Raw genomic sequence first — 22026 nt, 5'->3', positions numbered from 1 at the left:
CCATGATCCGCAAGATTGCATGCGGCACAGCGATGCTTGGAGCGTCGATGTTTGCCGCCACGACCGCTTTTGCGCAGGAGGCTGCGGACGCGGCTGCTGCGGTAGCCAATCCTGGCAACAATGCCTGGATGATGACTTCGACGATTCTCGTCCTGCTCATGATCCTTCCCGGCCTTGCGCTGTTCTACGGCGGCCTGACCCGTTCGAAGAACATGCTTTCGACGATGACGCAGATCGGCGCCGTTGCGGCGCTCGCGATGCTGATCTGGGTGATGTACGGCTACGGCCTCGCGTTCGGTCCCGAAGGCAACCAATACATCAGCTGGGGTAAGTTCTTCCTGGCAGGCGTGACCCCGGATTCGACTGCGGCGACGTTCACCGACGAAGTGATCTCCGAATATGTCTTCATCTCGTTCCAGATGACCTTTGCGGCCATTACCGTCGCGCTCGTGCTGGGTGCGCTGGTGGAACGCATGAAGTTTTCGGCGGTGATGATCTTTGCCACCGTCTGGCTGACGATCGTCTACTTCCCGATCGCACACATGGTGTGGGAAGCGCGCGGGGTGTTCTTCGCGATGGGCGCTCTCGATTTTGCGGGCGGCACGGTGGTCCACATCAACGCCGGTGTCTCGGCGCTGGTCGCGGCATTCGTGCTGGGCAAGCGCAAGGGTTTCCCGAGCGAGCCGATGCCGCCGCACAGCATGACGCTGACCATGGTCGGCACGGGCTTGCTGTGGGTGGGCTGGTTCGGCTTCAACGCGGGTTCCGCGCTCGAGGCTAACGGTTCGGCCGGTCTTGCCATGATCAACACCTTTGTCGCCACGGCGTCAGGTGCCCTGTTCTGGATGCTGGCGGAACGGGCCATGGGTCACAAGGCTTCGGCGCTGGGCTTCTGTTCGGGTGTGATCGCCGGTCTTGTCGCGGTGACGCCTGCTGCGGGCAACTCGGGTCCGTTCGGCGCGATCGTGCTGGGCGCGGTGGCCTCGATCATCTGCTTCTTCTTCGTCACGAAGGTGAAGCCGGCGTTTGGCTATGACGACTCGCTCGACGCCTTTGGCATCCACGGCATCGGCGGCATTGTCGGTGCCATCGGCACGGCCGTCGTCTTTGCCCCGTCGCTCGGCGGTCCGGGCGGCGACGATTACGTCATGGGTGCGCAGATCGTGACCCAGGTCTTTGCTGTTGCGACCACTGTCGTGGTGGCCGCTGTCGGAACGCTGATCGCGATCTACATCGCCAAGCTCGTTACCGGCCTGCGCGTCACTGAAGAGACCGAGGTCATGGGCCTCGATCTCGGCGAACATGGCGAACGCGCTTACAACAGCTGAGTTCACTACCAGTTTTGGCGGAGTGGTTCCTCCTCTCCTCTCCCCGCTCCGCCAATACAACGTTCCTCCTGCGAACGTCACTTAAAGGGTCGGAAAGCCAGCCGCTTTCCGACCCCTTTTTTTGCATTTCAGGGAAGGCGCGAAACCAAGCTGCTTGCGCAATGCAGCATTACATGCATCACTGGACGACCGGCGGGGTGCCGGAAAATTTTGCGCGAAAAGAGGCAATCTCGATGAAATATATCATCGCAGTCATCAAGCCGCACAAGCTGGACGAAGTGCGCGAGGCGCTCGCCTCGCTTGGCGTCGCCGGCATGACGGTTTCGGAGGTCAAAGGCTTCGGTCGGCAAAAAGGCCAAACTGAAATTTACCGCGGCGCGGAATATTCGGTGAACATGGTGCCGAAAGTGAAACTTGAGATTGCGACATCGGACGCACTTGCGCCGCAGATCGTCGAAACGATCCAGTCGCATGCCAACAGCGATGCCATCGGGGATGGCAAGATATTCGTTCTCGACCTCGCTTCGGCTGTGCGCATCCGCACCGGGGAAACGGGCGACACCGCGCTCTGATACATCGATCCAAGGGGGCTTTCCATGATCCGCAAGATTGCATGCGGCACAGCGATGCTTGGAGCGTCGATGTTTGCCGCCACGACCGCTTTTGCGCAGGAGGCTGCGGACGCGGCTGCTGCGGTAGCCAATCCTGGCAACAATGCCTGGATGATGACTTCGACGATTCTCGTCCTGCTCATGATCCTTCCCGGCCTTGCGCTGTTCTACGGCGGCCTGACCCGTTCGAAGAACATGCTTTCGACGATGACGCAGATCGGCGCCGTTGCGGCGCTCGCGATGCTGATCTGGGTGATGTACGGCTACGGCCTCGCGTTCGGTCCCGAAGGCAACCAATACATCAGCTGGGGTAAGTTCTTCCTGGCAGGCGTGACCCCGGATTCGACTGCGGCGACGTTCACCGACGAAGTGATCTCCGAATATGTCTTCATCTCGTTCCAGATGACCTTTGCGGCCATTACCGTCGCGCTCGTGCTGGGTGCGCTGGTGGAACGCATGAAGTTTTCGGCGGTGATGATCTTTGCCACCGTCTGGCTGACGATCGTCTACTTCCCGATCGCACACATGGTGTGGGAAGCGCGCGGGGTGTTCTTCGCGATGGGCGCTCTCGATTTTGCGGGCGGCACGGTGGTCCACATCAACGCCGGTGTCTCGGCGCTGGTCGCGGCATTCGTGCTGGGCAAGCGCAAGGGTTTCCCGAGCGAGCCGATGCCGCCGCACAGCATGACGCTGACCATGGTCGGCACGGGCTTGCTGTGGGTGGGCTGGTTCGGCTTCAACGCGGGTTCCGCGCTCGAGGCTAACGGTTCGGCCGGTCTTGCCATGATCAACACCTTTGTCGCCACGGCGTCAGGTGCCCTGTTCTGGATGCTGGCGGAACGGGCCATGGGTCACAAGGCTTCGGCGCTGGGCTTCTGTTCGGGTGTGATCGCCGGTCTTGTCGCGGTGACGCCTGCTGCGGGCAACTCGGGTCCGTTCGGCGCGATCGTGCTGGGCGCGGTGGCCTCGATCATCTGCTTCTTCTTCGTCACGAAGGTGAAGCCGGCGTTTGGCTATGACGACTCGCTCGACGCCTTTGGCATCCACGGCATCGGCGGCATTGTCGGTGCCATCGGCACGGCCGTCGTCTTTGCCCCGTCGCTCGGCGGTCCGGGCGGCGACGATTACGTCATGGGTGCGCAGATCGTGACCCAGGTCTATGCTGTTGCGACCACTGTCGTGGTGGCCGCTGTCGGAACGCTGATCGCGATCTACATCGCCAAGCTCGTTACCGGCCTGCGCGTCACTGAAGAGACCGAGGTCATGGGCCTCGATCTCGGCGAACATGGCGAACGCGCTTACAACAGCTGAGTTGTGCGGGCTCGTCATGAAAAAGAGCCGGAGGTTTCGCCTCCGGCCCTTTTTATACGAGCTAGAAGAGCCGTCTCAGCCGCCAGCTGAGAGCATCTCCACCATCTGGCGGATTGGCGAAATATCATAACCGCCGTGGGAAGCCTTTGACGCGATAACCGAAGGGTTCTTGCCAGCCTTCGCCTCCGCCAATGCCCAAAGTAGGGTGGATCGCGTGCCGGAGCGGCAGTAGGCTAGGACCTTGCCGTTCGCGTGGTCGAGCGCATCGCGCATAGCCTCGACCTGTCCCAGGCCGAATCCGGCGTGGCCTACGGGAATCGCGACGTAATCGATCCCTGCCGCGCGGGCCGCGGCTTCGATATCGGCCCCTGCGGGCTGATCGTCCGATTCGTTGTCCGGACGATTGTTGATAATCAGTGTCACGCCAAGCGATTTGGCGGTAGCGACATCCTCCACGCTGATCTGCGGACTGGCCAGCAGGTTGTCGTCGATCTCCCGAAAGTCAGTCATCATCCATGCTCCAATGCGGCAGCTATTTTCGCGCGGCGATTACGCTGCATCATGTTCAGGAATTCAACGCCGACCGAAAAGCCCATTGCGGCATAGATATAACCCTTTGGCACATGGAAGCCAAAGCCATCGGCAATCAGGACGAGCCCGATCATGACGAGGAACGCGAGCGCCAGCATGACAAGAGTCGGGTTATATTCGATGAAGCGTGCGAGCGGATCGGCGGCGAAAAGCATGATCGTCACCGTGATGACGACCGCTGCTACCATGATCGGAATGTCGTCGGTCATGCCAACGGCGGTCAGTATCGAATCGATGGAAAAGACGATGTCTAGCGCGATGATCTGGGCGATGGCCGCGCCAAAGCTGATCGTTGCCGCCTGCATGCCCGTTTTCTTGTCAAGCACGGCACCTGATTCGCCTTCGGGATCCATCGAATGATGAATTTCGGTCGTGGCCTTCCACAGAAGGAACAGGCCCCCTGCGATCAGGATGAGATCGCGACCCGAAAACGCGGTTTCAAAGCTGGCTTCCCCATGCGGGCCAGGGGTGCCCACGATGCCAAGGTCGAATAGCGGCGTCTGCAAGGTAACCAGCCAGCCGATCAGCATCAGGAGGCCGATGCGCATGAACAGCGCCAGCCCCAGACCAATCCGCCGTGCCTTGCTCTGCTGATGTTCCGGCAAGCGGTTCGACAGGATCGCGATGAAGACGAGGTTGTCGATACCCAGCACGACTTCGAGAACGATGAGGGTGAAAAGCGCGGCCCATGCAGTCGGGTCGCTCAACAGTGAAATGATGTCCATGCCGGGCTATCTGCCCGCCCGGTCAAGCGGGTGCAAGAGCCTTCACCCCGGCGCACTATGGTAATCGGGCAGCACGCTTGCCAAAAAATGCAAGCCTTGCGCAAAACATTCGCCAATGGCCGGTAAATGCCGTATGACGGCGGCAGTATTAATGCCGAAAGGACATGTTCGGCATGCAATCGTCCGGCACCTGTCCGTCCTCAGGCCATGGCGATCGAGAGAAGGGCGAGAGTTAAGGTACGTTTCGTTTTATGGGTTATGACAGAGGTCGTCGCGGCCGGAGCCGCGACAAGCGCGATAACATTGGCGAAGAGGGCTACGACCCGTTCTCGCAGGGTGGCTTCGGTTACGGTCAGGACAGCGGAGATCGGGGCGGTGGCTTCGATCGCGGTGGTTTTGGCGATCGTGATCGTGGCAGTCCCGGTGGCGGCGGCGGTTTCCGCGGCCCTGGCGCTGGTGCTGGCGGCGGTGGCGGTTTCCGCGGCGGCGCAGCTGGCGGCGGTGCTGGCGGCGGCGGTCGCATGCCTCCGCAGGTGGTCGGAACCGGCAAGGGAACGGTAAAGTTCTTCAACGCCGGTAAAGGCTTCGGTTTCATTCAGCGTGAAGATGGCGGCGAAGATGTCTTCGTTCACATCAGTGCTGTCGAACGGGCCGGGCTCGAAGGTCTTGGCGAAGGCCAGGTCCTCGAATTCAATTTGGTCGATCGTGGCGGCAAGATTTCGGCAAGCGACCTGCAGGTTGTAGGCGACGTCGTGCCCGCAGAAAAGAAGCGGGAAGAGCCCCAGCGTGAGCTGACCGGCGAAAAGGCGGTTGGAACCGTGAAGTTCTTCAATGCGATGAAGGGCTTTGGCTTCATCACGCGCGAAGATGGCGAGCCTGATGCGTTCGTTCACATCAGCGCGGTCGAGCGGTCGGGTCTTTCGACTCTGAACGAAGGCGACCGGCTTGAGTTCGACCTAGAGATGGATCGACGCGGTAAGTACTCCGCGGTCAACCTGGTGCCCGTTCAGGGCTGACCCGAAAATGTCTGAAGTGTCGGCGAATTGACCCGGCACCGCTCATGCCATAAACGGTGATTGATGGCGGCTCCTTTGGGGGCCGCCATTTCTCGTTTTTATTTTCCGATCGAGGATTCTGCCATGTCGATTACGCCCCTTATGCCGGTCTATCCACGTTGTGGCGTGCGGCCGGTTCGCGGTGATAACTGCCATCTGATTTCAGAAGATGGCCGCAGATTTCTCGATTTCGCGAGCGGCATCGCGGTCAATCTCCTGGGGCACTCGCACCCTGGCCTGATTGGCGCGATCCAGCAGCAGGCGGAAACGCTGATGCACGTTTCCAACCTCTATGGCAGCCCGCAGGGCGAGCGACTGGCCGAACGGTTGGTCGACCTAACGTTTGCCGACACGGTTTTCTTCACGAATTCCGGCGCAGAAGCGGTTGAAGCTGCGATGAAAACAGCGCGCGCCTACCACCAGCATGACGGGAATGAAGAGCGTTTCGAGATCATCACGTTCAAGAACGCTTTTCATGGCCGCACGATGGCGACAATCAGCGCATCCAATCAGGAAAAGATGCACAAGGGCTTCATGCCGCTGCTTCCGGGCTTCCGGTATGTCGAGTTCGAAGATCTGGAAGGCGTAAAGGCTGCGATCGGCCCGAATACGGCTGCCATCATGGTCGAACCGGTTCAAGGCGAGGGAGGCATCCGCGTCGCGAGCAAGGGTTTCATCCATGCCCTGCGCGAACTGGCCGACGCCAACGACCTGATGCTCATTTTCGATGAAGTGCAGTGCGGCGTGGCGCGGACGGGCACGCTTTATGCCTACGAACAGTACGGCATCGAGCCTGACATTCTTGCGACGGCGAAGGGAATTGGCGGCGGCTTCCCATTGGGAGCTTGTCTTGCCAGCGAAAAAGCGGCGCGCGGCATGGTTATCGGCACGCATGGCAGCACTTATGGCGGGAATCCGCTGGCGATGGCCGCGGGCAATGCAGTGCTCGACGCCGTCGCAAATGACGACTTTCTGACGCATGTCCGCGAGATGGGCGAAAAGCTGCGCGGGCGGCTCGAACAGTTCATCGGCAACTATCCGAATCTTTTTTCAGAGGTGCGTGGACTGGGGCTGATGCTGGGCGTGAAGATGGCGGTCGAAAGCAGGCAGTTCGTGGCGCACTTGCGTGATCATCACGGGCTGTTGACGGTGGCTGCGGGTGACAACGTCTTCCGTATCCTGCCGCCACTTGTCATCAATGATGAACATATTGACGAATTCATGGAGAAGTTGTCCGCAGGGGCGGCTGACTACACCCCATGAGCGTTCGGTCTTTCCTCGATCTCTCGGATGCCGGCGGCGAAGCTGTCGCCGCGATGATCAACGACGCTATCGACCGCAAGCAAGCGCGCGCCTCGGCGCCCAAGGGGCAGCTGGATGACGATGCCCCCCTCGCCGGGCGCGTACTGGCAATGATCTTCGAAAAAAGCTCGACCCGAACGCGCGTTTCTTTCGACATCGCGATGCGCCAGCTTGGCGGGAGCGCGATGGTCATGGAATCGGGGAGCATGCAGCTGGGGCGCGGAGAAACGATCGCCGATACTGCGCGTGTCCTGTCGCGGATGGTCGATGCCATCATGATCCGTACCGGCGATCACGCCAAGATCGAAGAACTCGCCCGACACGCAACCGTGCCTGTGATCAATGGGCTGACGGACCGTTCGCATCCCTGCCAGATCGTTGCCGACTTGCTAACGATAGTGGAGCGCGGCCGGTCACTGCCGGGCTTGGAGGTCGCGTGGTTCGGCGACGGGAATAACGTGCTACAGTCCTTCATCGAAGCGGCGGGCCTGATGAAGTTCAACGTCCGCTATGCTGTGCCCGTGGGGTACGAGCCCGAAATGAGCATCGTCGAACAGGCGCGCGTCAACGGGGCGAAGGTCACGCTTTATCGCGACGCACATGAAGCAGCCAACGGCGCCGATATCATCGTGACCGATACCTGGGTTTCGATGGGTCAGATTGAAGCAGCCGAAAAGCTGGCGGTGATGCGCCCGTATCAAGTCAACGATGCGCTAATGACCAAGGCAAAGTCGGATGCCCTGTTTCTGCACTGCCTGCCGGCTCACGTTGGTGACGAAGTGAGCGAATCCGTGTTCGAAGGGCCGAACTCCGCTGTCTGGGATGAGGCCGAAAATCGGATTCATGCGCAGAAATCGGTCTTGCGTTGGGCGTTCGGGCAGATTTGATGGATCAAGTCGACACCGACGAGACCGGTTTTGACCGTGTTCTGGGCTTCACTCTTCCCTCGCGCGAAGTGCGCGGGCGTAGCGTGCGCCTTGGGCCTGCGGTTGACCAAATATTAGCGGCGCACGATTACCCTCCGGCTGTCAAGAACCTTCTGGCAGAGGCGCTTGTCCTGTGCACATTGATGGGATCATTGCTGAAAAACGAAGGCCAGCTCACGATGCAGGCGCAGTCCGAGGAAGGCGCTGTGACGCTGCTGGTGTGCGATTATCGGGAAGGCGCGTTGCGAGGCTATGCGGAGGTCGATCGCGGTCGCATCGTAGCGCTTGGCGCCAATCCACCGCTACCAGCTCTGTTCGGTGCCAATGCCTATCTTGCGATCACCTTCGATTTGCCGCTCGATGGAGGTCGGTATCAAGGCATCGTACCGCTCGATGGCGACACCCTGAGCGGAGCTTGCGAACATTATTTCCGGCAATCCGAACAGCTTCCCACCCTTATCCGCGTCGCGGCGAGGTCAGACGGCGAGCACGCGGTCGCGGGCGGCATTCTGGTTCAACATCTACCTGATGGCGAAGAGGGCAGGGAACGGCTGCACGTGCGTTATGATGATCCCGATTGGGAACATGTGGCGATCATGGGCGGCAGTGTGCGCCATGCGGAACTTGTCGATCCGCAGACCATGCTTGAAACTATCTTGTGGCGTCTTTTCCATGAAGAAGATGAGATCCGAACCGAAAAGCTGACCGCGGTTTCGCGCGGTTGCCGCTGTTCAGCGGCGCACTTCGCTGACGTGCTTGGCCGGTTTGCGGAGGCTGAAAGGGCGGAAATGCGCGAAGACGATGGCCTCGTACATGTCGATTGCGCATTTTGTTCGAAGATATTCAAGGTGGCTGTGTAACACCTTGAACAGCGCGAATGCGCCGTATAGCGCGAAGGTATGAGCGAACATACAAACCGATCGGCGGTTGTCCTCCTGTCAGGAGGGCTGGACTCCATGGTCACGGCGGCAATAGCGCACGAACAGGGATATCGCCTGAATGCGCTGACGATCGATTATAACCAGCGGCACAGGCGCGAACTCGAAAGCGCGACGACCATCGCAAAATCGCTGGGCGCCGAACGGCACGTAGTTCTTCCCCTCGATCTTCGAGCATTCGGCGGTTCAGCCCTCACCGATGACATCCCCGTCCCGAAGACCGGCGTCGGATCTGACATTCCCGTGACATACGTTCCGGCGCGTAATCTCGTGTTCCTTTCGCTTACTTTGGCTTGGGCAGAGGCTTTGGGTGCGCGGGACATTTTCATAGGGGTGAACGCCCTCGACTATTCAGGCTATCCGGATTGCCGGCCGGAATTTATCGAGGGATTTCAGAATTTGGCACGGCTCGCCACGAAAGTCGGCAGCGATGGCGGTAATTTTACCGTTCACGCGCCTCTTCAATTTCTAGGGAAAGCAGCCATCGTTGACGAAGCCTATCGGCTTGGCCTCGATCCCGCGGCCAGTTGGTCATGTTATGATCCAACTCCGGATGGTTTTGCGTGCGGCCTATGCGATAGCTGTCGATTGCGCCTCGAAGGGTTTGAGAGGGCTGGCAGGGAAGATCCCTTGCACTACGCTTGAGCCGGTCGGGGCGATATTGTGACCAATTCCACGAACAAAAGAAAAGGGCCGGATTTCTCCGGCCCTTTTCCATTTTGCGAATAGATCGCTGACTTACATGCCCGAACCAGGACCGTACGTGATTTCCACGCGGCGGTTCTGAAGTTCGCGGACACCGTCGGCGGTCGGCACGCGCGGGTTGCTTTCACCGAAAGCCTCGCTCGAGATTGCCGATGCCGGGATGCTGCGGGCAGTGAGATAACCACGGACCGAATCGTTGCGACGCTCGGACAAGCCCATGTTGTACTGCACCGAACCCGAACGGTCGGTATAGCCAGCGAGCATGATCGGAACGCTTTCACAGTCCGCATAAGCTGCGACTGCGCTGTCCAGAATGCTCGAAGCCTCAGGCGTGATCTCAGCCGAATCCCAATCGAAGAACACGATGTAGGGGCCCGTGTTGCAGACCGACGCCGGGGGCGGCGGGGGCGGCGGGGGCGGCGGAGGCGGCGGAGGCGGGGGCGGCGGAGCCGGCGGCGGCGGCGGAGGTGCCATGCCGAAGTTATAGGTCAGCGTGCCCAGCAGCGAATGCGTGGTGATGTCGTGATCTACAGTAGCGCCGTCGTTGGCAATCAGATCAATATCGTCATGGTGGAAATAACGATATTTCAGGCCAACGTCCCAGTGGTCCGTTAACGGAGCGCGAATGCCAGCGAGAAGCTGCCAAGCCGGGCTCGTATCAGAATCGTCAACCAAGTCGGAAACTTCGACCTTGGTCCGGGCTACGCCATAACCGCCGCCGATGAAGCCCTGCAGGCCATCATCGTCACCGAAATCGACCAGGCCGTTGACCATGAACGAGAGCGAGTTGAAATTCGCTGCGATCTGATTGTCGCCATAATCGCGACCAAGAATGGTTGCGCCATCGTCGTCAGCGCCCTTATAAGCCGTTTCGGCTTCGAGCCGGAACATGCCGAAATCGTAACCCACGATTCCACCGAAATCGTAACCGTAATCCCAGTCAAGTGCAGCAGCATCAACCTGGCTGCCGTAACGCACATCGGTATCTTCGGTTAGCATCACGCCGCCGTCGAGTTCCACGTACCATGCATCATCACGAGCCAGAGCAGGTGAAGCAAGAGCCGTCGAGGCCATTGCGAGTCCAATCACCAGTCTACGCATAAGCGTTTCCCCTTAAATTTAATTTCTATTGATCGAGGCCACGGAGGTGACTTCTATCTTTGTATTACAGACCGCGCAAGCATTCGAAGGCATTGAAAGCGTGACATAAACGCATCAGTTTCCTCGAACGAATGGCGGTATTCTGCCGATAGTCATTCCCTCACGTGGGCTACAAACACACCGAGGCGTGTATAGTTCCCGAAAAGTGATCGCACATTCAATAATTAGCCAGCACCCCCGCCGCGCGCAGAGCTTCGATGATTTGGAGGATCGAAGCCCGGGCCTCCAGATCGATCACGGAACCTGCCAAAGGCGCGTTAACCTCGGTTGCGATTTCCCAGCTGCCGTTGAAGAACCGCCGCTTGCCAAGGCCAATGTCATATACCGTCATGCCTTTCCCGGGCACACTGTATAGCCATTGTCCCTCCTGCAAGCTTGCCAGCTCATTCTCGTGCCCGACGAAGGCTCCCGTTGCGGCCGCGCCGACGATCCAGCAATCGCCATTGGCCGCGTTGGCCGGTGGCGCGCTAATCGAACCAAGAACGACCGGGTGCAGCAGCGCATCGGTCAAGGCGTGCGCTTCGTTGACATAAAACTCCTTTTGAGCCTGTGCGGCAGGCATGGCTATGTTGAGGGCCGCGCAGCGCCTCGGGCTCCGCTGCGGAATAGAGCGTCGCGGTCGCGCCGTTGGGAAACGTGAGCCGCCGGAGCGACGGTTCGTACTGCGGCCTGAACATTGGCGGGCTACAGGCCAGGATGCCGCTTTCTCCCTCGATCATCACGGCGCGCGTTTCGGCAAAAGACGCTCCGACCAGCGCGATCCGTGCGTCGGAACTGCTCCGCGCCACTTGCCTGATCCATTCGGACCCTGCGCGCGTCTTGCCGAACCCTCTACCCGCGCAGATCAGCCAGATCCGCCAGTCACCCGCCGGTGCAAGCTGGCGTTTGCGGGCCCATAATGCCCAGTGGTAGCGAAATTCCTTGCGCTCCAAATCGCTCAGCGCGCTAAGCATGGCGTCGCGTTCGATATCCGCCAGCGCCAGCAACCATGCGAGCCGTTTGTCGGCTGTCACGCCTCGTTGCCGCGGTCGGTTTCATCCGGGGCCGGCAGGGCAGGCGTATCAGCCGTCGCCGCTTCCCTCATGCGTTCTCGCATCAGGTCAAGCTTGGCATTGATCGATGCGATGATGTCTTCTTCGTTCATGTGCTGCTGGCTTGCTCGCATCCGGCTGACGCTGTCGCGGTGCGCAGTCAGCAAGCGAAACGAGGTCGCATTGTCATATTTGCGCTTTCGCTTGGTGCCGGGATTTTCGCAATCGCCAAGGCGCAGGCGCCTGAGCAATTCCATTTCGAGCATGTCGTAACCGTCGCAAAGCGCGTCGAACCAAGCGCTCGCAAACGCGGGGTCGGTGCGGCGTATGCGATAAACGTGGCTCGCATCGATCTTGGCTGCGCGAGCCGCCGCCGACACGTTGGATGTCCTTGATAGAGTTTCCAGGAATTTCGTGCGCCAATCTTCCGCCACACGCTCACCATTGGGGCTGCGTCCCTGCGCCATGTCGACCTCCCTGTTGTCCGGAAAATCGCGAGAGCGCCCGCGCCGCCGACGGGGCAGCGACTCGCTCTATCGCGATGTTCCTTTTCACTAACCAAAGAGCGTCACGATGTCAATATAAAAGTGCCAAATAGGTTATTTTAGCATCGTCGGTTTTCCGCTGTCTTTCGCTGGTCTGAGCTTTTAACAGGCTTTGCGCGCAGCGTCAGACCGCCCGCGCGTCTCAGGACGGGATCGCACATGCTTCGCAAGCTCTATGAATGGACGATGGAAAAGGCGCAGCACCGCCATGCCGAAGGTTGGCTCGCGTTGTTCGCCTTTGTCGAGGCGAGCTTCTTTCCCATTCCGCCGCATCCTTTGCTGGGCCTGATGTGTCTTGCCAATCCGAAGAAGGCCGTGCGCTATGCATTGGTGGCCACTCTGGCGTCGGTGGCTGGCGGCTTGCTCGGTTATGCCATCGGGCATTTTGTCTACGATCTGGTGGGCGAGCGCTTGCTCGAGATTCTGGGCCTGTCGGAAAGCTTTCCTGTCGCGGCGTGTTATCTGCGCGAGATGGGCTTCTGGATATTCGTGGCCAAGGGCGCGACGCCGATCCCGTTCAAGTTGCTGACGATCACGGCCGGCTTCATCGCCATGCCGATCGGCATGTTCCTGTTGGCGAGCCTTGTGTCGCGATCGATCAGCTTCATGATCGTCGGCGTGCTGTTTCGCCTGTTCGGAGCGCCGATAAAGCGGTTCATCGACAAGTACCTGGTGCTGGTTACCGCAGGTTTCATCGTGGCGGTCATAGCTGGATTTGCGGCCATTACCTTGCTGGACGGCGGGGGTGAAGGAGCGCGCGAAATGTGTGCGCAGGCAACAGCCGTCGAACGGTGATGGTGCGCTGCACCAATTTTCGTTTGACCTAACCGGATATTTACCGAAATCATGCGACTCTGAAGTCAGCACCCCAGTTGGGTGCCGAAATTGGAGGAGCGATGGTAGACAGCGACTTCCAGCAGCAGATGCAAGGTTACGGCCTCAGCACGGTGCAGGTCCATTTCTGGATGCCCGACCACCGGTCACTGCTTCAACAGCTTGTCTTTCAGCAGTACGATCTTGCGCCGAAATTTCCGCGGCTCGGTCAATTCCTGGAATTCTGGCGATCCGATATAGAAGCGGTGCTGCACTCGGTCTGCGTGGCGCACAACCGCCTGATCGGCCCGGCCGAATGGCAGGCCGTCGACGGCGTCATCACCATCAACTGAAACTCGCTGTTAGCCGCGTTCGCGGCCCCGGCGTTCAGATGATACCGACCGCCTTACCCGCGGCTTCGAACATGACGAGGATATCGCCGACCTGTTCTTCGGTGTGTTCCGCACAAAGCGAGCAGCGCAGCAGGGTCATGTTCGCAGGGGTCGCTGGTGGACGGGCGAGGTTTACGTAGAGCCCTTCCTGCAACAATGCTTCCCACATGGCCGCGCCGCGTTCGAGATCGGGCATGATGACCGCGATGATCGCGCTTTGCGGTTCATCGGTGCCAAGCTGGAAGCCCAGCGTTTTCAGGCCCGCGTGCATCCGCTTCGAATTTTCCCAAAGATGCGCCCGTTTGTCGCCCGCGTGCATAAGCTTGCGGATCGAAGTCGCCGCGGTCGCAACGACGCTGGGAGGCAGCGACGCGGTGAAGACGTAAGGTCGACACACCAGCCGCATGATCTCGAACTTGGGATGGTTGGACACGCAGAAACCGCCGACCGTGCCGACGGACTTGGAAAACGTGCCAATGATGAAGTCCACGTCATCGAGGCAGCCCTGATCTTCGGCCACGCCGCGTCCGTTGGGACCGATGAAGCCCATCGAATGCGCCTCGTCGACCAGCACCATCGCACCATGACGCTTGGCGACCGCGATCATTTCCCTGAGCGGGGCGATGTCGCCCAGCATGGAATAGACGCCCTCCAGCACCACCAGCTTGCCCGCACCTTCGGGAATACGGCCAAGCCGCTTGTCCATCGCTTCGATATCGTTGTGCTTGAAAGGTACCACTTCGGCATCGCCCATCTTGCAGCCGTCCCAGATGGATGCGTGGCTGTCGATGTCGAGCACGATGTAATCGCCCTTGCCGGCGATCGTCGAAATGATGCCGAGATTGGCCTGATACCCCGTCGAAAAGACGATGGCGTGGTCCATGCCATAAAAGTCGCAGAGCGCCTTTTCGACTTCCTTGTGCCCAACATAAGTGCCGTTCAGCACGCGGCTGCCGGTCGTGCCCGCCCCGAAATCGTCGAGCGCGCGCTTGCCCGCCTCGATCACTTCGGGGTCGAAGGTCATGCCCATGTAATTATAGGTGCCAAGCAGGATCGTTTCGCGGCCATTGCAGACTGCGGTGACCGGCGACAGCACACGCTCCATCACCAGGCCGAACGGATCTTCCAGCCCGCTGTCGAGCAGGTCCTGGCGTTGCTTAATGATGGGGTCGAACTTGCTGAAAAGATCGCGCGCGTCGTCGCCTGCGTCCAACGGCGGCTCGGGCTTGTCGGGCGTTGCAATGCCTTCGCTCATCTCAGGCGGCCCGCAGCTTGGTTACGGAATCGATCAGCTGGCCATAAGTTTCGATCTCGGCCTGCTGGTTCATCGAGATGATGATGTCGAACTCGTCTTCGATCGCGGCGACGAAGTCCATCACGGTCAGGCTGTCCCACTCGAGGTCACCGGCGAACGTCGTGTCTTCTCCGACCGTGACGTTCTTCTTGTTGAAGGGTTCGATCAGGGCGTCGATCCGTGCCTTGGTGTCTTCGCGGTCCATCAGCGGTACTTTCCTTGCGATCGCGCGCGCGACATGCGCAGGCGCGGCTTTTCGGTCATGTTCGCGGCAAAGCGGGACGCGCTCGTCCTGTCAAGCGTGGAGGGCCGCTGTGACTGTGCATGGCGGCGGCGCGCGCAATGACATCGCGACAGCGCGGCTGCGCGTGATGCCCGCCATGCCCCTACGGAAACGGCTGTTTCAGGCTGCGGCCCGGCGATCGAGCAGCGCGTTCACCGCGCTCATGAAGGGGTGGATCGAAACCGGCTTCGACAGATAGCCTTCGGCTCCGGCGGCGCGGATGCGCTCTTCATCGCCTTTACCCGCATAGGCGGTGACGGCAAGCACCGGAACGTGGCACAGCCGTGCGTCGGCCCGTAACGCTTCGATCAGCGAAATGCCCGATACATTGGGCAACTGGATATCCATGACGACAAGCTGCGGATCGAACGCGGCGGCGCGCTCAACGAAATCGACCCCGTCGGCAACCGGCTCCACGGCAAAGCCGTTTGCGCGCAGCAGGTCGCAAAAAAGCTTCCGATTGAGATCGTTGTCCTCGACAACGAGAACGCGTTCAGTCACTGCATTCGTTCCCCCGGTAAGGCCTTCCCCAAGGCCAACCACGGCAAATGTGTAAGTGACAGAGACCCCGTTTGACAATGACCAGCGGTAAAACACCCGATGCGGACAGTGCGACTGTGGCTTTGATGGCACTGTCGTGGATCCTTCAGGATCAAACACTTGCCGAAAGATTCCTCGATCTGACCGGGCTTTTGCCCGACGATCTTCGGGCAGGGCTCGACCGGCGTGAAATCCAATCGGCGATCCTCGAGTTCCTGGCCGGGAACGACGCGGACCTCGTTGCCGCGGCAGATGGACTGGGCCTTGCGCCCGAACGTATCGTCGCCGCACGTGACAATCTGACAGGCAGGACATTCGAATTTTGAACAAGCCGCTCATCATTACAGATTGCGACGAAGTGCTGCTGCGCATGGTCGTCCACTTTCGCGACTGGCTGGGCGAAGAGCATGGCGTCGATCTCGACCTGACGCGCGGATGGGCCGAAGGCATGCGGCGACGCGGCGCGGACGAGCCGATGAAGGTCGCCGACATGTGGACCTTGCTGGACGGATTTTTCGATACGCAGATGGGAAGGCAGGACCCGATCCCCGGAGCGGTGGAGGCGATGGCAGCGCTGTCCGACCATGCCGAGATCGTCGTGCTGACAAACCTGCCGCATCACCGCCAGAACGATCGCGTCCGCCAGTTGCGCGGCATCGGCATCGACGTACCGGTCTATTGCAATCAGGGGCCAAAGGGTCCGGCATTGCAGAAAATCATGGTCGAACGCGGCGAGGGCAGGCCCGCCGTCTTCATTGACGATCTGGCCATTCACATCGGTTCGGTGGCCGAGGTTGCGCCGCACGTCTCGCGTCTCCATTTTGTCGGCGAGCCGGGCGTTGCGCCCCATACGACTTGCGCGCTTGAGGCGGGGCACGCCCACGCGCGGATCGACCAATGGGCCGAGGCAGTCCCGTGGCTGATGCAACGGATAGGAGCGAGCGAATGAGCGATATCGAAGGTCGGTTGGCCGAACTGGGATTGGTGCTGCCCCAGCCGGCGGCCCCGGTGGCAAGCTATGTCCCGGCGGTCGAGGCAGGCGGGCTGCTGCACATTTCCGGTCAGTTGCCCTTTATCGACGGCGCTCTCGTCACCGGTCGGCTGGGTGAAGATGTCACGCTCGAACGCGGGATCGAGGCGGCACAGGCCTGCGGCGTAATGATCCTGGCGCAGGCGAAGCAGGCGCTCGGCTCGCTGGATCGCGTCGTGCGGGTCGTGAAGCTGGGTGGGTTCGTCAATTCGACCGGCGATTTCACCGATCAGCCGAAGGTCGTGAACGGCGCGTCGGACTTGATGCTCGCCGTATTCGGCGATGCCGGTCGCCACGCCCGCAGCGCGGTTGGCGTGCCGGTGCTGCCGCTGGGTGCGGCAGTTGAGGTGGACGCGATCCTGCAGGTGGCGGGCTGACCATGCCGGGCGCCTCGCTCCCGCCTGTTACAGGGCAGGAATGGCTGGGCGAATGGACTTATGCCCACCGGGGCCTGCACGGGCTGGCATCCACCGAAAATTCGCCGGCGGCGTTCGATGCCGCGATCCGCGCCGGGCTGGGCATCGAATGCGACGTTCAGGCCAGCGCGGATGGGGAGGCGATGGTCTTCCACGATTGGACGCTGGACCGTCTGACGGACGAGGCTGGCCCCTTGCGCGAAAGATCGGCCGAACAACTTTCGCATCTCGCGCTGCACTCCGGGGGAACGATCTCGCGTCTTCACGATGTGCTGCGGCAAGTCGACGGCAAGGTGCCGCTCCTGATCGAAGTGAAATCGAAGCGGGGTATGGTATGGAAGCCGCTGTGCCGCTCGGTTGTTGCGGCCTTGTCGGATTATCGCGGAATAGCAGCGGTGATGAGCTTTGATCCCCGGATTGTCCGTTGGTTCGCAAGCACCCTGCCGTACAGGCCGCGCGGGCTCGTCACCGGCAGGGAAGATCGTGGCCGGTTGGCCTATCGCATGCAACGCGAGGTCTACATCCTCTATTGCCGTCCGACATTTATCGCCTGCGACATCCGCGACCTGCCCGATCCCGCGCTGGCCCGCCATCGCGCGAATGGCACGCCCTTGCTGACATGGACGGTGCGCAGCCCTGAATTGATGGCGCGCGCGCGTCGCCACGCCGATGCGCCCATTGCCGAAGGGGCCGGGCTGGCGTGAGTGACGAAAGCGCGATCGAGATCCGCCTCAACCCTTCGGTTTCCGGGATCGATGCAGACGAATGGGATGCTCTTGACTCAACGGGCAATCCTTTCACCAGCCACCGTTTCCTGTCGTTGCTTGAACGATCGGGCAGTGTCGGCCCCGGCACCGGCTGGTCGCCTGCGCCGCTGACGATGAACGGGCCCGATGGCACATTGCATGCCGCGCTTCTCGCTTATCTGAAGGGGCATAGCCAAGGCGAATATGTTTTCGACCACGGCTGGGCCGATGCGTGGCAGCGGGCTGGCGGCAGCTATTATCCCAAGTTGCAGATCGCGGTTCCTTTCACCCCGGCGACCGGCCCGCGCGTGCTGGCCCCGGACGCGGCGAGTGCGCGCACCATGCTGCACGCGGCAGAAACGTTCTGTCGCAACGAAGGGCTTTCGTCGGCCCATGCGACTTTTATCGCGCCCGATCAGGTGCCCCTATTCGAAGAGGCGGGCTGGTTGATCCGCACCGATATCCAGTTCCACTGGACCAACCGCGACTTTGCTGACTTCGAAGATTTCCTCGCCACGCTGTCGTCGCGCAAGCGCAAGGCTATCCGCAAGGAACGCGCCAAAGCGGTGGAAGGTCTGCGGATCGAGCATCTGACCGGCGATGCGTTGCGGCCGGGACACTGGGACGTGTTCTGGGATTTTTATCAGGACACCGGCGCGCGCAAATGGGGGCGGCCTTACCTGACGCGCGAAGCGTTCGACCTGATCCATGACACCATGGCGGACGACGTACTGCTGATACTGGCGTTCGAGGCCGATCGGCCGATCGCGGGCGCTTTGAACTTCATCGGTCCCGACGCGCTATATGGGCGATACTGGGGCGCGCTGGCCGACCGGCCCTATCTGCATTTCGAGATATGCTATTACCAGGCGATCGACGCGGCGATCGATCGCGGCCTGTCGCGCGTGGAGGCAGGGGCGCAAGGGGCGCACAAGCTGGCTCGCGGTTACGAGCCGGTGCAGACATTTTCGGCCCATTTCATCCCGCACGAAGGTTTTCGCGCGGCGGTCGCCGACTTTCTCGAAGTCGAACGGCAGGGCATTGGCGCGGATCAGGCCGCGTTGCAGGCCATGGCTCCGTTCCGCAAGGACGGTTGAGCGCGTTCAGGCGACGTGGCGGTCAGCCGCGATTTCTGCCAGGAATGCACGCGCCCGGCGCTGTGCCTCGACGATTTCGCGCGCAGTCATTTCGTCGGCGACGTCGGCGCGGCAGTTGTGCGCTTCCTCGTGCCCGTTGGCGGCGGCAAGGTTGAACCACTTGTGCGCCTCGATCAGATCGCACTGCGCGCCGCGGCTGCCGGTGGAAAAGGCGCAGCCCAGTTCGAACAGCGCGTTGTCGTCACCGTCGTGATACGCCGAAAGGCACTTGCAGACGAACCGGGCAGTGCTCCGCACGACTGCCGGATCGATCTCCGGTCCGCTTTCGACAAGGTAAAGATGATTGCTCGATGCCATCTTGATCGCCCCCAGTTAACGCCCGCCAATTAGTTGCGCCGGCAAACGTCAAGTTCGGGGATCATGGTCAACAATTCGTTAACGCCAGAATTATCCTTTGAGATCAGGACCGCACTTCATTCCGCACCGGTTCGAAATGCGACAAGCCCGTTCGGCCACGCTTAATCTGTGGGTGATTATCGACATTCTTGAAAATGCGCTTGTTTGCGAATCGGCGGGCTCTTATAGCGCCGCAACTGGGATCGGATGGGCCGTTGGCGGCGGTCCGCCGGCATTATGCGGGGATTTACGCATGGGCCTTTCGGCTGCTACGGAAATTGACATCCTGGCGACTGCGCGTCGCAAGGTTGTTGGCGATTACGTTCCGGATAGTTCGGAACCTTACATGAATCCGAAGCAGCTGGAGTTTTTCCGTAACCTTCTGGTCGAATGGAAGCATTCCATCCTGGACGCCGCGGCCGGCACGTTGCAGCAATTGCAGGATGGGCCGATCCGCGAACCCGACATGAACGATCGCGCGTCGAGCGAGACCGATTGGGGTATCGAACTGCGCACCCGCGATCGCCAGCGCAAGCTGATCGCCAAGATTGATTCGGCTTTGCGCCGCATCGACGAAGGCGAATACGGATTTTGCGAAGTGACCGGAGAGCCGATCGGTCTTGGCCGGCTGATCGCACGGCCCATCGCAACGATGACGGTCGAAGCACAAGAAGCGCACGAACGTCGCGAAAAGATTTCTCGCGACGACTGAACCGGTGCGGAAGCGTCCGGACAGGCGCGCCAATCTGTCCCGGATGGGTACAGGCCGCAAACTCCCGGGTTCAGAACCCCTGCTTCCTTTACATTTCGTTATCCCTAATGCGTTAGTCTTGCACTCATGCGGTTGAGGGGCGGGGTAACCGTCCGCTCATCGCCTGACTGGACCAAGGGACAAAGCCATGCGGCAGCCGGAACACCGCAAGCACGATCGCGATTCGCTTTTTCTGGTGGCCGAGCTGCGACTGGAACGGGACGGCGCGCCCTATGCGGTGAAGCTGCGCAACATTTCCGATTCGGGCGTGATGGCCGAAGGGTCAATGCGGGTTGCGCGTGGATGCCCGGTGTGGGTCGATCTCCACAATGTCGGGATCATCGCGGGAAGCGTGGCATGGGCGGCGGGCGATCGTTGCGGCATCGCCTTTGACCAGACTATCGACGCGTCGATGGTGTCCTATCCGGTCGACGAAATCGACCTTCCCGAACGCAGCGGCCTGCCGTCATGGGAACCGGAAACGCGCGACTGATCGCAATTTGCCGCAGGCCGCGATGGCGATAGTGGCTGACCCGCTCGCCATCCCCTGATAAGACGAACCGCAATGCCGGTTCCATCTCGTATCCTCGTCCCCATTCTCGCTCTTCTGACCGCGGCCTGCGGCAGCGGCGGCGATGCGCGTTTCGACGTTCTGCTCATCGGCGATCCGGCCGAAGCGCTGGAGGACAAGGTGCCTTTGCCGGCGGCCGCGGGCCTGATCCGGGAAGCGACCGGCAGCGGCTTGGTCGCGCTTGACGCGCAAGGGCGCATCCAGCCCGATCTCGCGGCAAGGTGGATCGTTACCGACGATGGCCTCAGCTACATCTTTCGGTTCGAGAGTTTCGATCCGGACGAAAAAGACCCGTTGACGGCGGATGACGTGCGAAAAGCGCTGCAGGCGCGGATCAGGCAATTCAAGAATACCGGTCTCGGGCTCGACCTTCGTATCATCGACGGGATTTATGCCCGCACGGATGAGGTTGTCGAAATTCAGTTGAAGTCCGCAATGCCGGAATTCCTGCAACTGCTGGCGCGACCCGAACTTGCCCTGCGATTCGAAGGACGCGATACCGGCGCGCTCACGTTGTCCGCAGACGGCCCGGTTCTCACCCTGTCGCGGCCAGCCGGGCCGGACGGGCGGGTCGCCGCTTCGCTGGATGTGCGCATATCTTCTGCACGCGATGCGGTTCGCAGGTTTCAGGCCGGGGAAGCGGAGTTGTTGCTCGACGGCGGGCTCGACGCCTTGCCCCATGTCGAATTGGGCGGGTTGCTGCGCGGGACGATCCGGCTCGATCCGATCACCGGCATTTTCGGGCTTTCGATTGCAAAGAACGATGGCTTTCTGTCGCGCGCAGCTAACCGCGAGGCGATATCGTTGGCGATCGACCGTCAGGCGCTGATCGCCCCGTTCAACATCGGCGGCTGGACCCCGCGGGTTCGGCTCGTGCCTGTCGGCATGCCCGGCACCGCACAGCCGCCGGGGCCGTGGGACGGTTACACCATGGAACAGCGGCAGGCATTTGCCGCGCAGCGGGTTGCGGGATGGGCGGCGACCAAGGGACCGATACCGCCAATCACCATCGCTCTGCCGCCGGGCAGCGGCGGTGACATCCTGTTCCGTCGCCTCTCTGCCGATTTCTCGAACGTCGGTCTTGCCGCCAAGCGTGTCGGTCCCGACGCTGACGCGCAATTGCGGCTGGTCGAGGACGTGGCATGGCTGGACCAGCCCGAATGGTACCTGCACCGCTTCGATTGCGCGGTCATCAACGGCGTCTGCAGCGCCGAGGCCGACAAGCTGGTCGGCGAGTCGATCGGCGAACCCGACATGGCCAAACGCGCCGCTTTGCTGTCAGAGGCAGAGCGATTGCTGACAGCCGAAACGACATTCATTTCATTTGGCCCACCGATCAGGTTTTCGCTGGTGCGGGGCGGGGTCGACGGGTTTGCCGTCAACCGCTGGGGCTTCCATCCCTTGTCGCAGCTCTTCGCCACCCCCAATTAGATGCTGCGGTCGCAATCAGGACCGCGCTGAAATCGAT

At 60.8% G+C, this 22026-nt stretch carries 28 protein-coding genes; 18 read left to right on the top strand and 10 right to left on the bottom strand.

Annotated elements, in window-relative coordinates; translation table 11 throughout:
- Positions 1-2: 2 nt before the first annotated feature.
- The 3 genes from EKN06_RS06040 to EKN06_RS06030 all read left to right on the top strand — a co-directional run bounded on the left by EKN06_RS06040 (position 3) and on the right by EKN06_RS06030 (position 3250).
- Entirely contained in the window at positions 3-1328 is a 1326-nt protein-coding gene (locus EKN06_RS06040) for an ammonium transporter (RefSeq protein ID WP_127611897.1), read from the top strand.
- A gap of 233 nt (positions 1329-1561) precedes the next feature.
- On the top strand, positions 1562-1900 hold the full coding sequence (locus tag EKN06_RS06035) for a P-II family nitrogen regulator (protein WP_127612024.1): 339 nt from the start codon (positions 1562-1564) through the stop codon (positions 1898-1900).
- 24 nt (positions 1901-1924) lie between these two features.
- Positions 1925-3250 (top strand): ammonium transporter, encoded by a 1326-nt coding sequence (locus EKN06_RS06030; RefSeq protein ID WP_127611896.1) that lies wholly within the window; start codon positions 1925-1927, stop codon positions 3248-3250.
- Positions 3251-3325: 75 nt separating this feature from the next.
- Here EKN06_RS06030 and EKN06_RS06025 read toward each other — a convergent pair whose 3' ends face one another.
- Positions 3326-3760 (bottom strand): protein tyrosine phosphatase family protein, encoded by a 435-nt coding sequence (locus tag EKN06_RS06025; protein ID WP_127611895.1) that lies wholly within the window; start codon positions 3758-3760, stop codon positions 3326-3328.
- Complete coding sequence (locus tag EKN06_RS06020; protein ID WP_127611894.1) at positions 3760-4566, bottom strand: TerC family protein; 807 nt, start codon at positions 4564-4566, stop codon at positions 3760-3762. The genes EKN06_RS06025 and EKN06_RS06020 overlap by 1 nt, the downstream gene beginning before the upstream one ends.
- A gap of 251 nt (positions 4567-4817) precedes the next feature.
- On the opposite strand from EKN06_RS06020, the gene EKN06_RS16075 reads away from it, so the two are divergent.
- The 5 genes from EKN06_RS16075 (at position 4818) to queC (ending at position 9432) form a co-directional block, all read left to right on the top strand.
- On the top strand, positions 4818-5582 hold the full coding sequence (locus EKN06_RS16075; RefSeq protein ID WP_127611893.1) for a cold-shock protein: 765 nt from the start codon (positions 4818-4820) through the stop codon (positions 5580-5582).
- A 123-nt stretch (positions 5583-5705) separates the two neighbouring features.
- Positions 5706-6884, top strand: a complete 1179-nt coding sequence (locus EKN06_RS06010) for an aspartate aminotransferase family protein (protein ID WP_127611892.1) — start codon at positions 5706-5708, stop codon at positions 6882-6884.
- Entirely contained in the window at positions 6881-7810 is a 930-nt protein-coding gene (gene argF / locus EKN06_RS06005) for an ornithine carbamoyltransferase (protein ID WP_127611891.1), read from the top strand. The genes EKN06_RS06010 and argF overlap by 4 nt, the downstream gene beginning before the upstream one ends.
- Positions 7810-8709: an Hsp33 family molecular chaperone HslO gene (gene hslO, locus EKN06_RS06000; protein WP_127611890.1), complete on the top strand. Its 900-nt coding sequence runs from the start codon at positions 7810-7812 to the stop codon at positions 8707-8709. The genes argF and hslO overlap by 1 nt, the downstream gene beginning before the upstream one ends.
- Positions 8710-8748: 39 nt before the next feature.
- Positions 8749-9432 carry a 7-cyano-7-deazaguanine synthase QueC gene (gene queC / locus EKN06_RS05995; protein ID WP_127611889.1) on the top strand — a complete coding sequence of 228 codons (684 nt, stop codon included), beginning with the start codon at positions 8749-8751 and terminating at the stop codon, positions 9430-9432.
- A gap of 93 nt (positions 9433-9525) precedes the next feature.
- Here queC and EKN06_RS05990 read toward each other — a convergent pair whose 3' ends face one another.
- From EKN06_RS05990 to EKN06_RS05975, 4 genes are all read right to left on the bottom strand, one after another.
- Entirely contained in the window at positions 9526-10593 is a 1068-nt protein-coding gene (locus EKN06_RS05990) for an OmpA family protein (RefSeq protein WP_127611888.1), read from the bottom strand.
- Positions 10594-10810: 217 nt separating this feature from the next.
- Positions 10811-11215, bottom strand: coding sequence for a DUF2793 domain-containing protein (locus EKN06_RS05985; RefSeq protein ID WP_127611887.1), 405 nt, complete (start codon positions 11213-11215; stop codon positions 10811-10813).
- Positions 11121-11606, bottom strand: coding sequence for a terminase large subunit domain-containing protein (locus tag EKN06_RS05980; RefSeq protein ID WP_164843961.1), 486 nt, complete (start codon positions 11604-11606; stop codon positions 11121-11123). The genes EKN06_RS05985 and EKN06_RS05980 overlap by 95 nt, the downstream gene beginning before the upstream one ends.
- A gap of 56 nt (positions 11607-11662) precedes the next feature.
- Positions 11663-12151, bottom strand: coding sequence for a hypothetical protein (locus tag EKN06_RS05975; protein WP_127611886.1), 489 nt, complete (start codon positions 12149-12151; stop codon positions 11663-11665).
- A gap of 237 nt (positions 12152-12388) precedes the next feature.
- Here EKN06_RS05975 and EKN06_RS05970 point away from each other — a divergent pair, with 237 nt between their 5' ends.
- Both EKN06_RS05970 and EKN06_RS05965 read left to right on the top strand, forming a co-directional pair.
- Positions 12389-13024: a YqaA family protein gene (locus EKN06_RS05970; RefSeq protein WP_127611885.1), complete on the top strand. Its 636-nt coding sequence runs from the start codon at positions 12389-12391 to the stop codon at positions 13022-13024.
- A 101-nt stretch (positions 13025-13125) separates the two neighbouring features.
- Positions 13126-13395 (top strand): usg protein, encoded by a 270-nt coding sequence (locus EKN06_RS05965; RefSeq protein WP_127611884.1) that lies wholly within the window; start codon positions 13126-13128, stop codon positions 13393-13395.
- Positions 13396-13429: 34 nt separating this feature from the next.
- Here the strand turns inward: EKN06_RS05965 and spt are convergent, their stop codons facing one another.
- The 3 genes from spt to EKN06_RS05950 form a co-directional block, all read right to left on the bottom strand.
- A complete protein-coding gene (spt, locus tag EKN06_RS05960) occupies positions 13430-14689 on the bottom strand; it encodes a serine palmitoyltransferase (protein ID WP_127611883.1) in 1260 nt (419 codons plus the stop codon).
- 1 nt (position 14690) lies between these two features.
- Positions 14691-14933, bottom strand: coding sequence for an acyl carrier protein (locus tag EKN06_RS05955; protein WP_127611882.1), 243 nt, complete (start codon positions 14931-14933; stop codon positions 14691-14693).
- 198 nt (positions 14934-15131) lie between these two features.
- Positions 15132-15512, bottom strand: coding sequence for a response regulator (locus tag EKN06_RS05950; protein WP_127611881.1), 381 nt, complete (start codon positions 15510-15512; stop codon positions 15132-15134).
- A gap of 77 nt (positions 15513-15589) precedes the next feature.
- Between EKN06_RS05950 and EKN06_RS05945 the strand changes: the two genes are divergently transcribed.
- From EKN06_RS05945 to EKN06_RS05925, 5 genes are read left to right on the top strand one after another with little or no spacing between them, the layout of a single operon-like run.
- Positions 15590-15877, top strand: a complete 288-nt coding sequence (locus EKN06_RS05945; protein WP_127611880.1) for a DUF3572 family protein — start codon at positions 15590-15592, stop codon at positions 15875-15877.
- Positions 15874-16500: an HAD family hydrolase gene (locus EKN06_RS05940; RefSeq protein ID WP_127611879.1), complete on the top strand. Its 627-nt coding sequence runs from the start codon at positions 15874-15876 to the stop codon at positions 16498-16500. Before EKN06_RS05945 ends, EKN06_RS05940 begins: the two co-directional genes overlap by 4 nt.
- Entirely contained in the window at positions 16497-16958 is a 462-nt protein-coding gene (locus tag EKN06_RS05935) for a RidA family protein (RefSeq protein WP_127611878.1), read from the top strand. Before EKN06_RS05940 ends, EKN06_RS05935 begins: the two co-directional genes overlap by 4 nt.
- A gap of 2 nt (positions 16959-16960) precedes the next feature.
- Positions 16961-17701: a glycerophosphodiester phosphodiesterase family protein gene (locus EKN06_RS05930; protein WP_127611877.1), complete on the top strand. Its 741-nt coding sequence runs from the start codon at positions 16961-16963 to the stop codon at positions 17699-17701.
- Positions 17698-18840, top strand: coding sequence for a GNAT family N-acetyltransferase (locus EKN06_RS05925; RefSeq protein ID WP_127611876.1), 1143 nt, complete (start codon positions 17698-17700; stop codon positions 18838-18840). Before EKN06_RS05930 ends, EKN06_RS05925 begins: the two co-directional genes overlap by 4 nt.
- A gap of 6 nt (positions 18841-18846) precedes the next feature.
- Here the strand turns inward: EKN06_RS05925 and EKN06_RS05920 are convergent, their stop codons facing one another.
- A complete protein-coding gene (locus EKN06_RS05920) occupies positions 18847-19197 on the bottom strand; it encodes a hypothetical protein (RefSeq protein ID WP_240654618.1) in 351 nt (116 codons plus the stop codon).
- A 292-nt stretch (positions 19198-19489) separates the two neighbouring features.
- On the opposite strand from EKN06_RS05920, the gene dksA reads away from it, so the two are divergent.
- The 3 genes from dksA to EKN06_RS05905 all read left to right on the top strand — a co-directional run bounded on the left by dksA (position 19490) and on the right by EKN06_RS05905 (position 21989).
- Positions 19490-19948, top strand: coding sequence for an RNA polymerase-binding protein DksA (gene dksA / locus EKN06_RS05915; RefSeq protein WP_127611875.1), 459 nt, complete (start codon positions 19490-19492; stop codon positions 19946-19948).
- A gap of 187 nt (positions 19949-20135) precedes the next feature.
- On the top strand, positions 20136-20480 hold the full coding sequence (locus tag EKN06_RS05910; protein ID WP_127611874.1) for a PilZ domain-containing protein: 345 nt from the start codon (positions 20136-20138) through the stop codon (positions 20478-20480).
- A gap of 72 nt (positions 20481-20552) precedes the next feature.
- Complete coding sequence (locus EKN06_RS05905) at positions 20553-21989, top strand: ABC transporter substrate-binding protein (RefSeq protein ID WP_127611873.1); 1437 nt, start codon at positions 20553-20555, stop codon at positions 21987-21989.
- Positions 21990-22026 lie beyond the last annotated feature (37 nt).

It is taken from the genome of Croceicoccus ponticola (assembly GCF_004004515.1).
GTDB classification, from domain to species: domain Bacteria; phylum Pseudomonadota; class Alphaproteobacteria; order Sphingomonadales; family Sphingomonadaceae; genus Croceicoccus; species Croceicoccus ponticola.
This window is presented reverse-complemented; position numbering and strand designations above follow the sequence as displayed.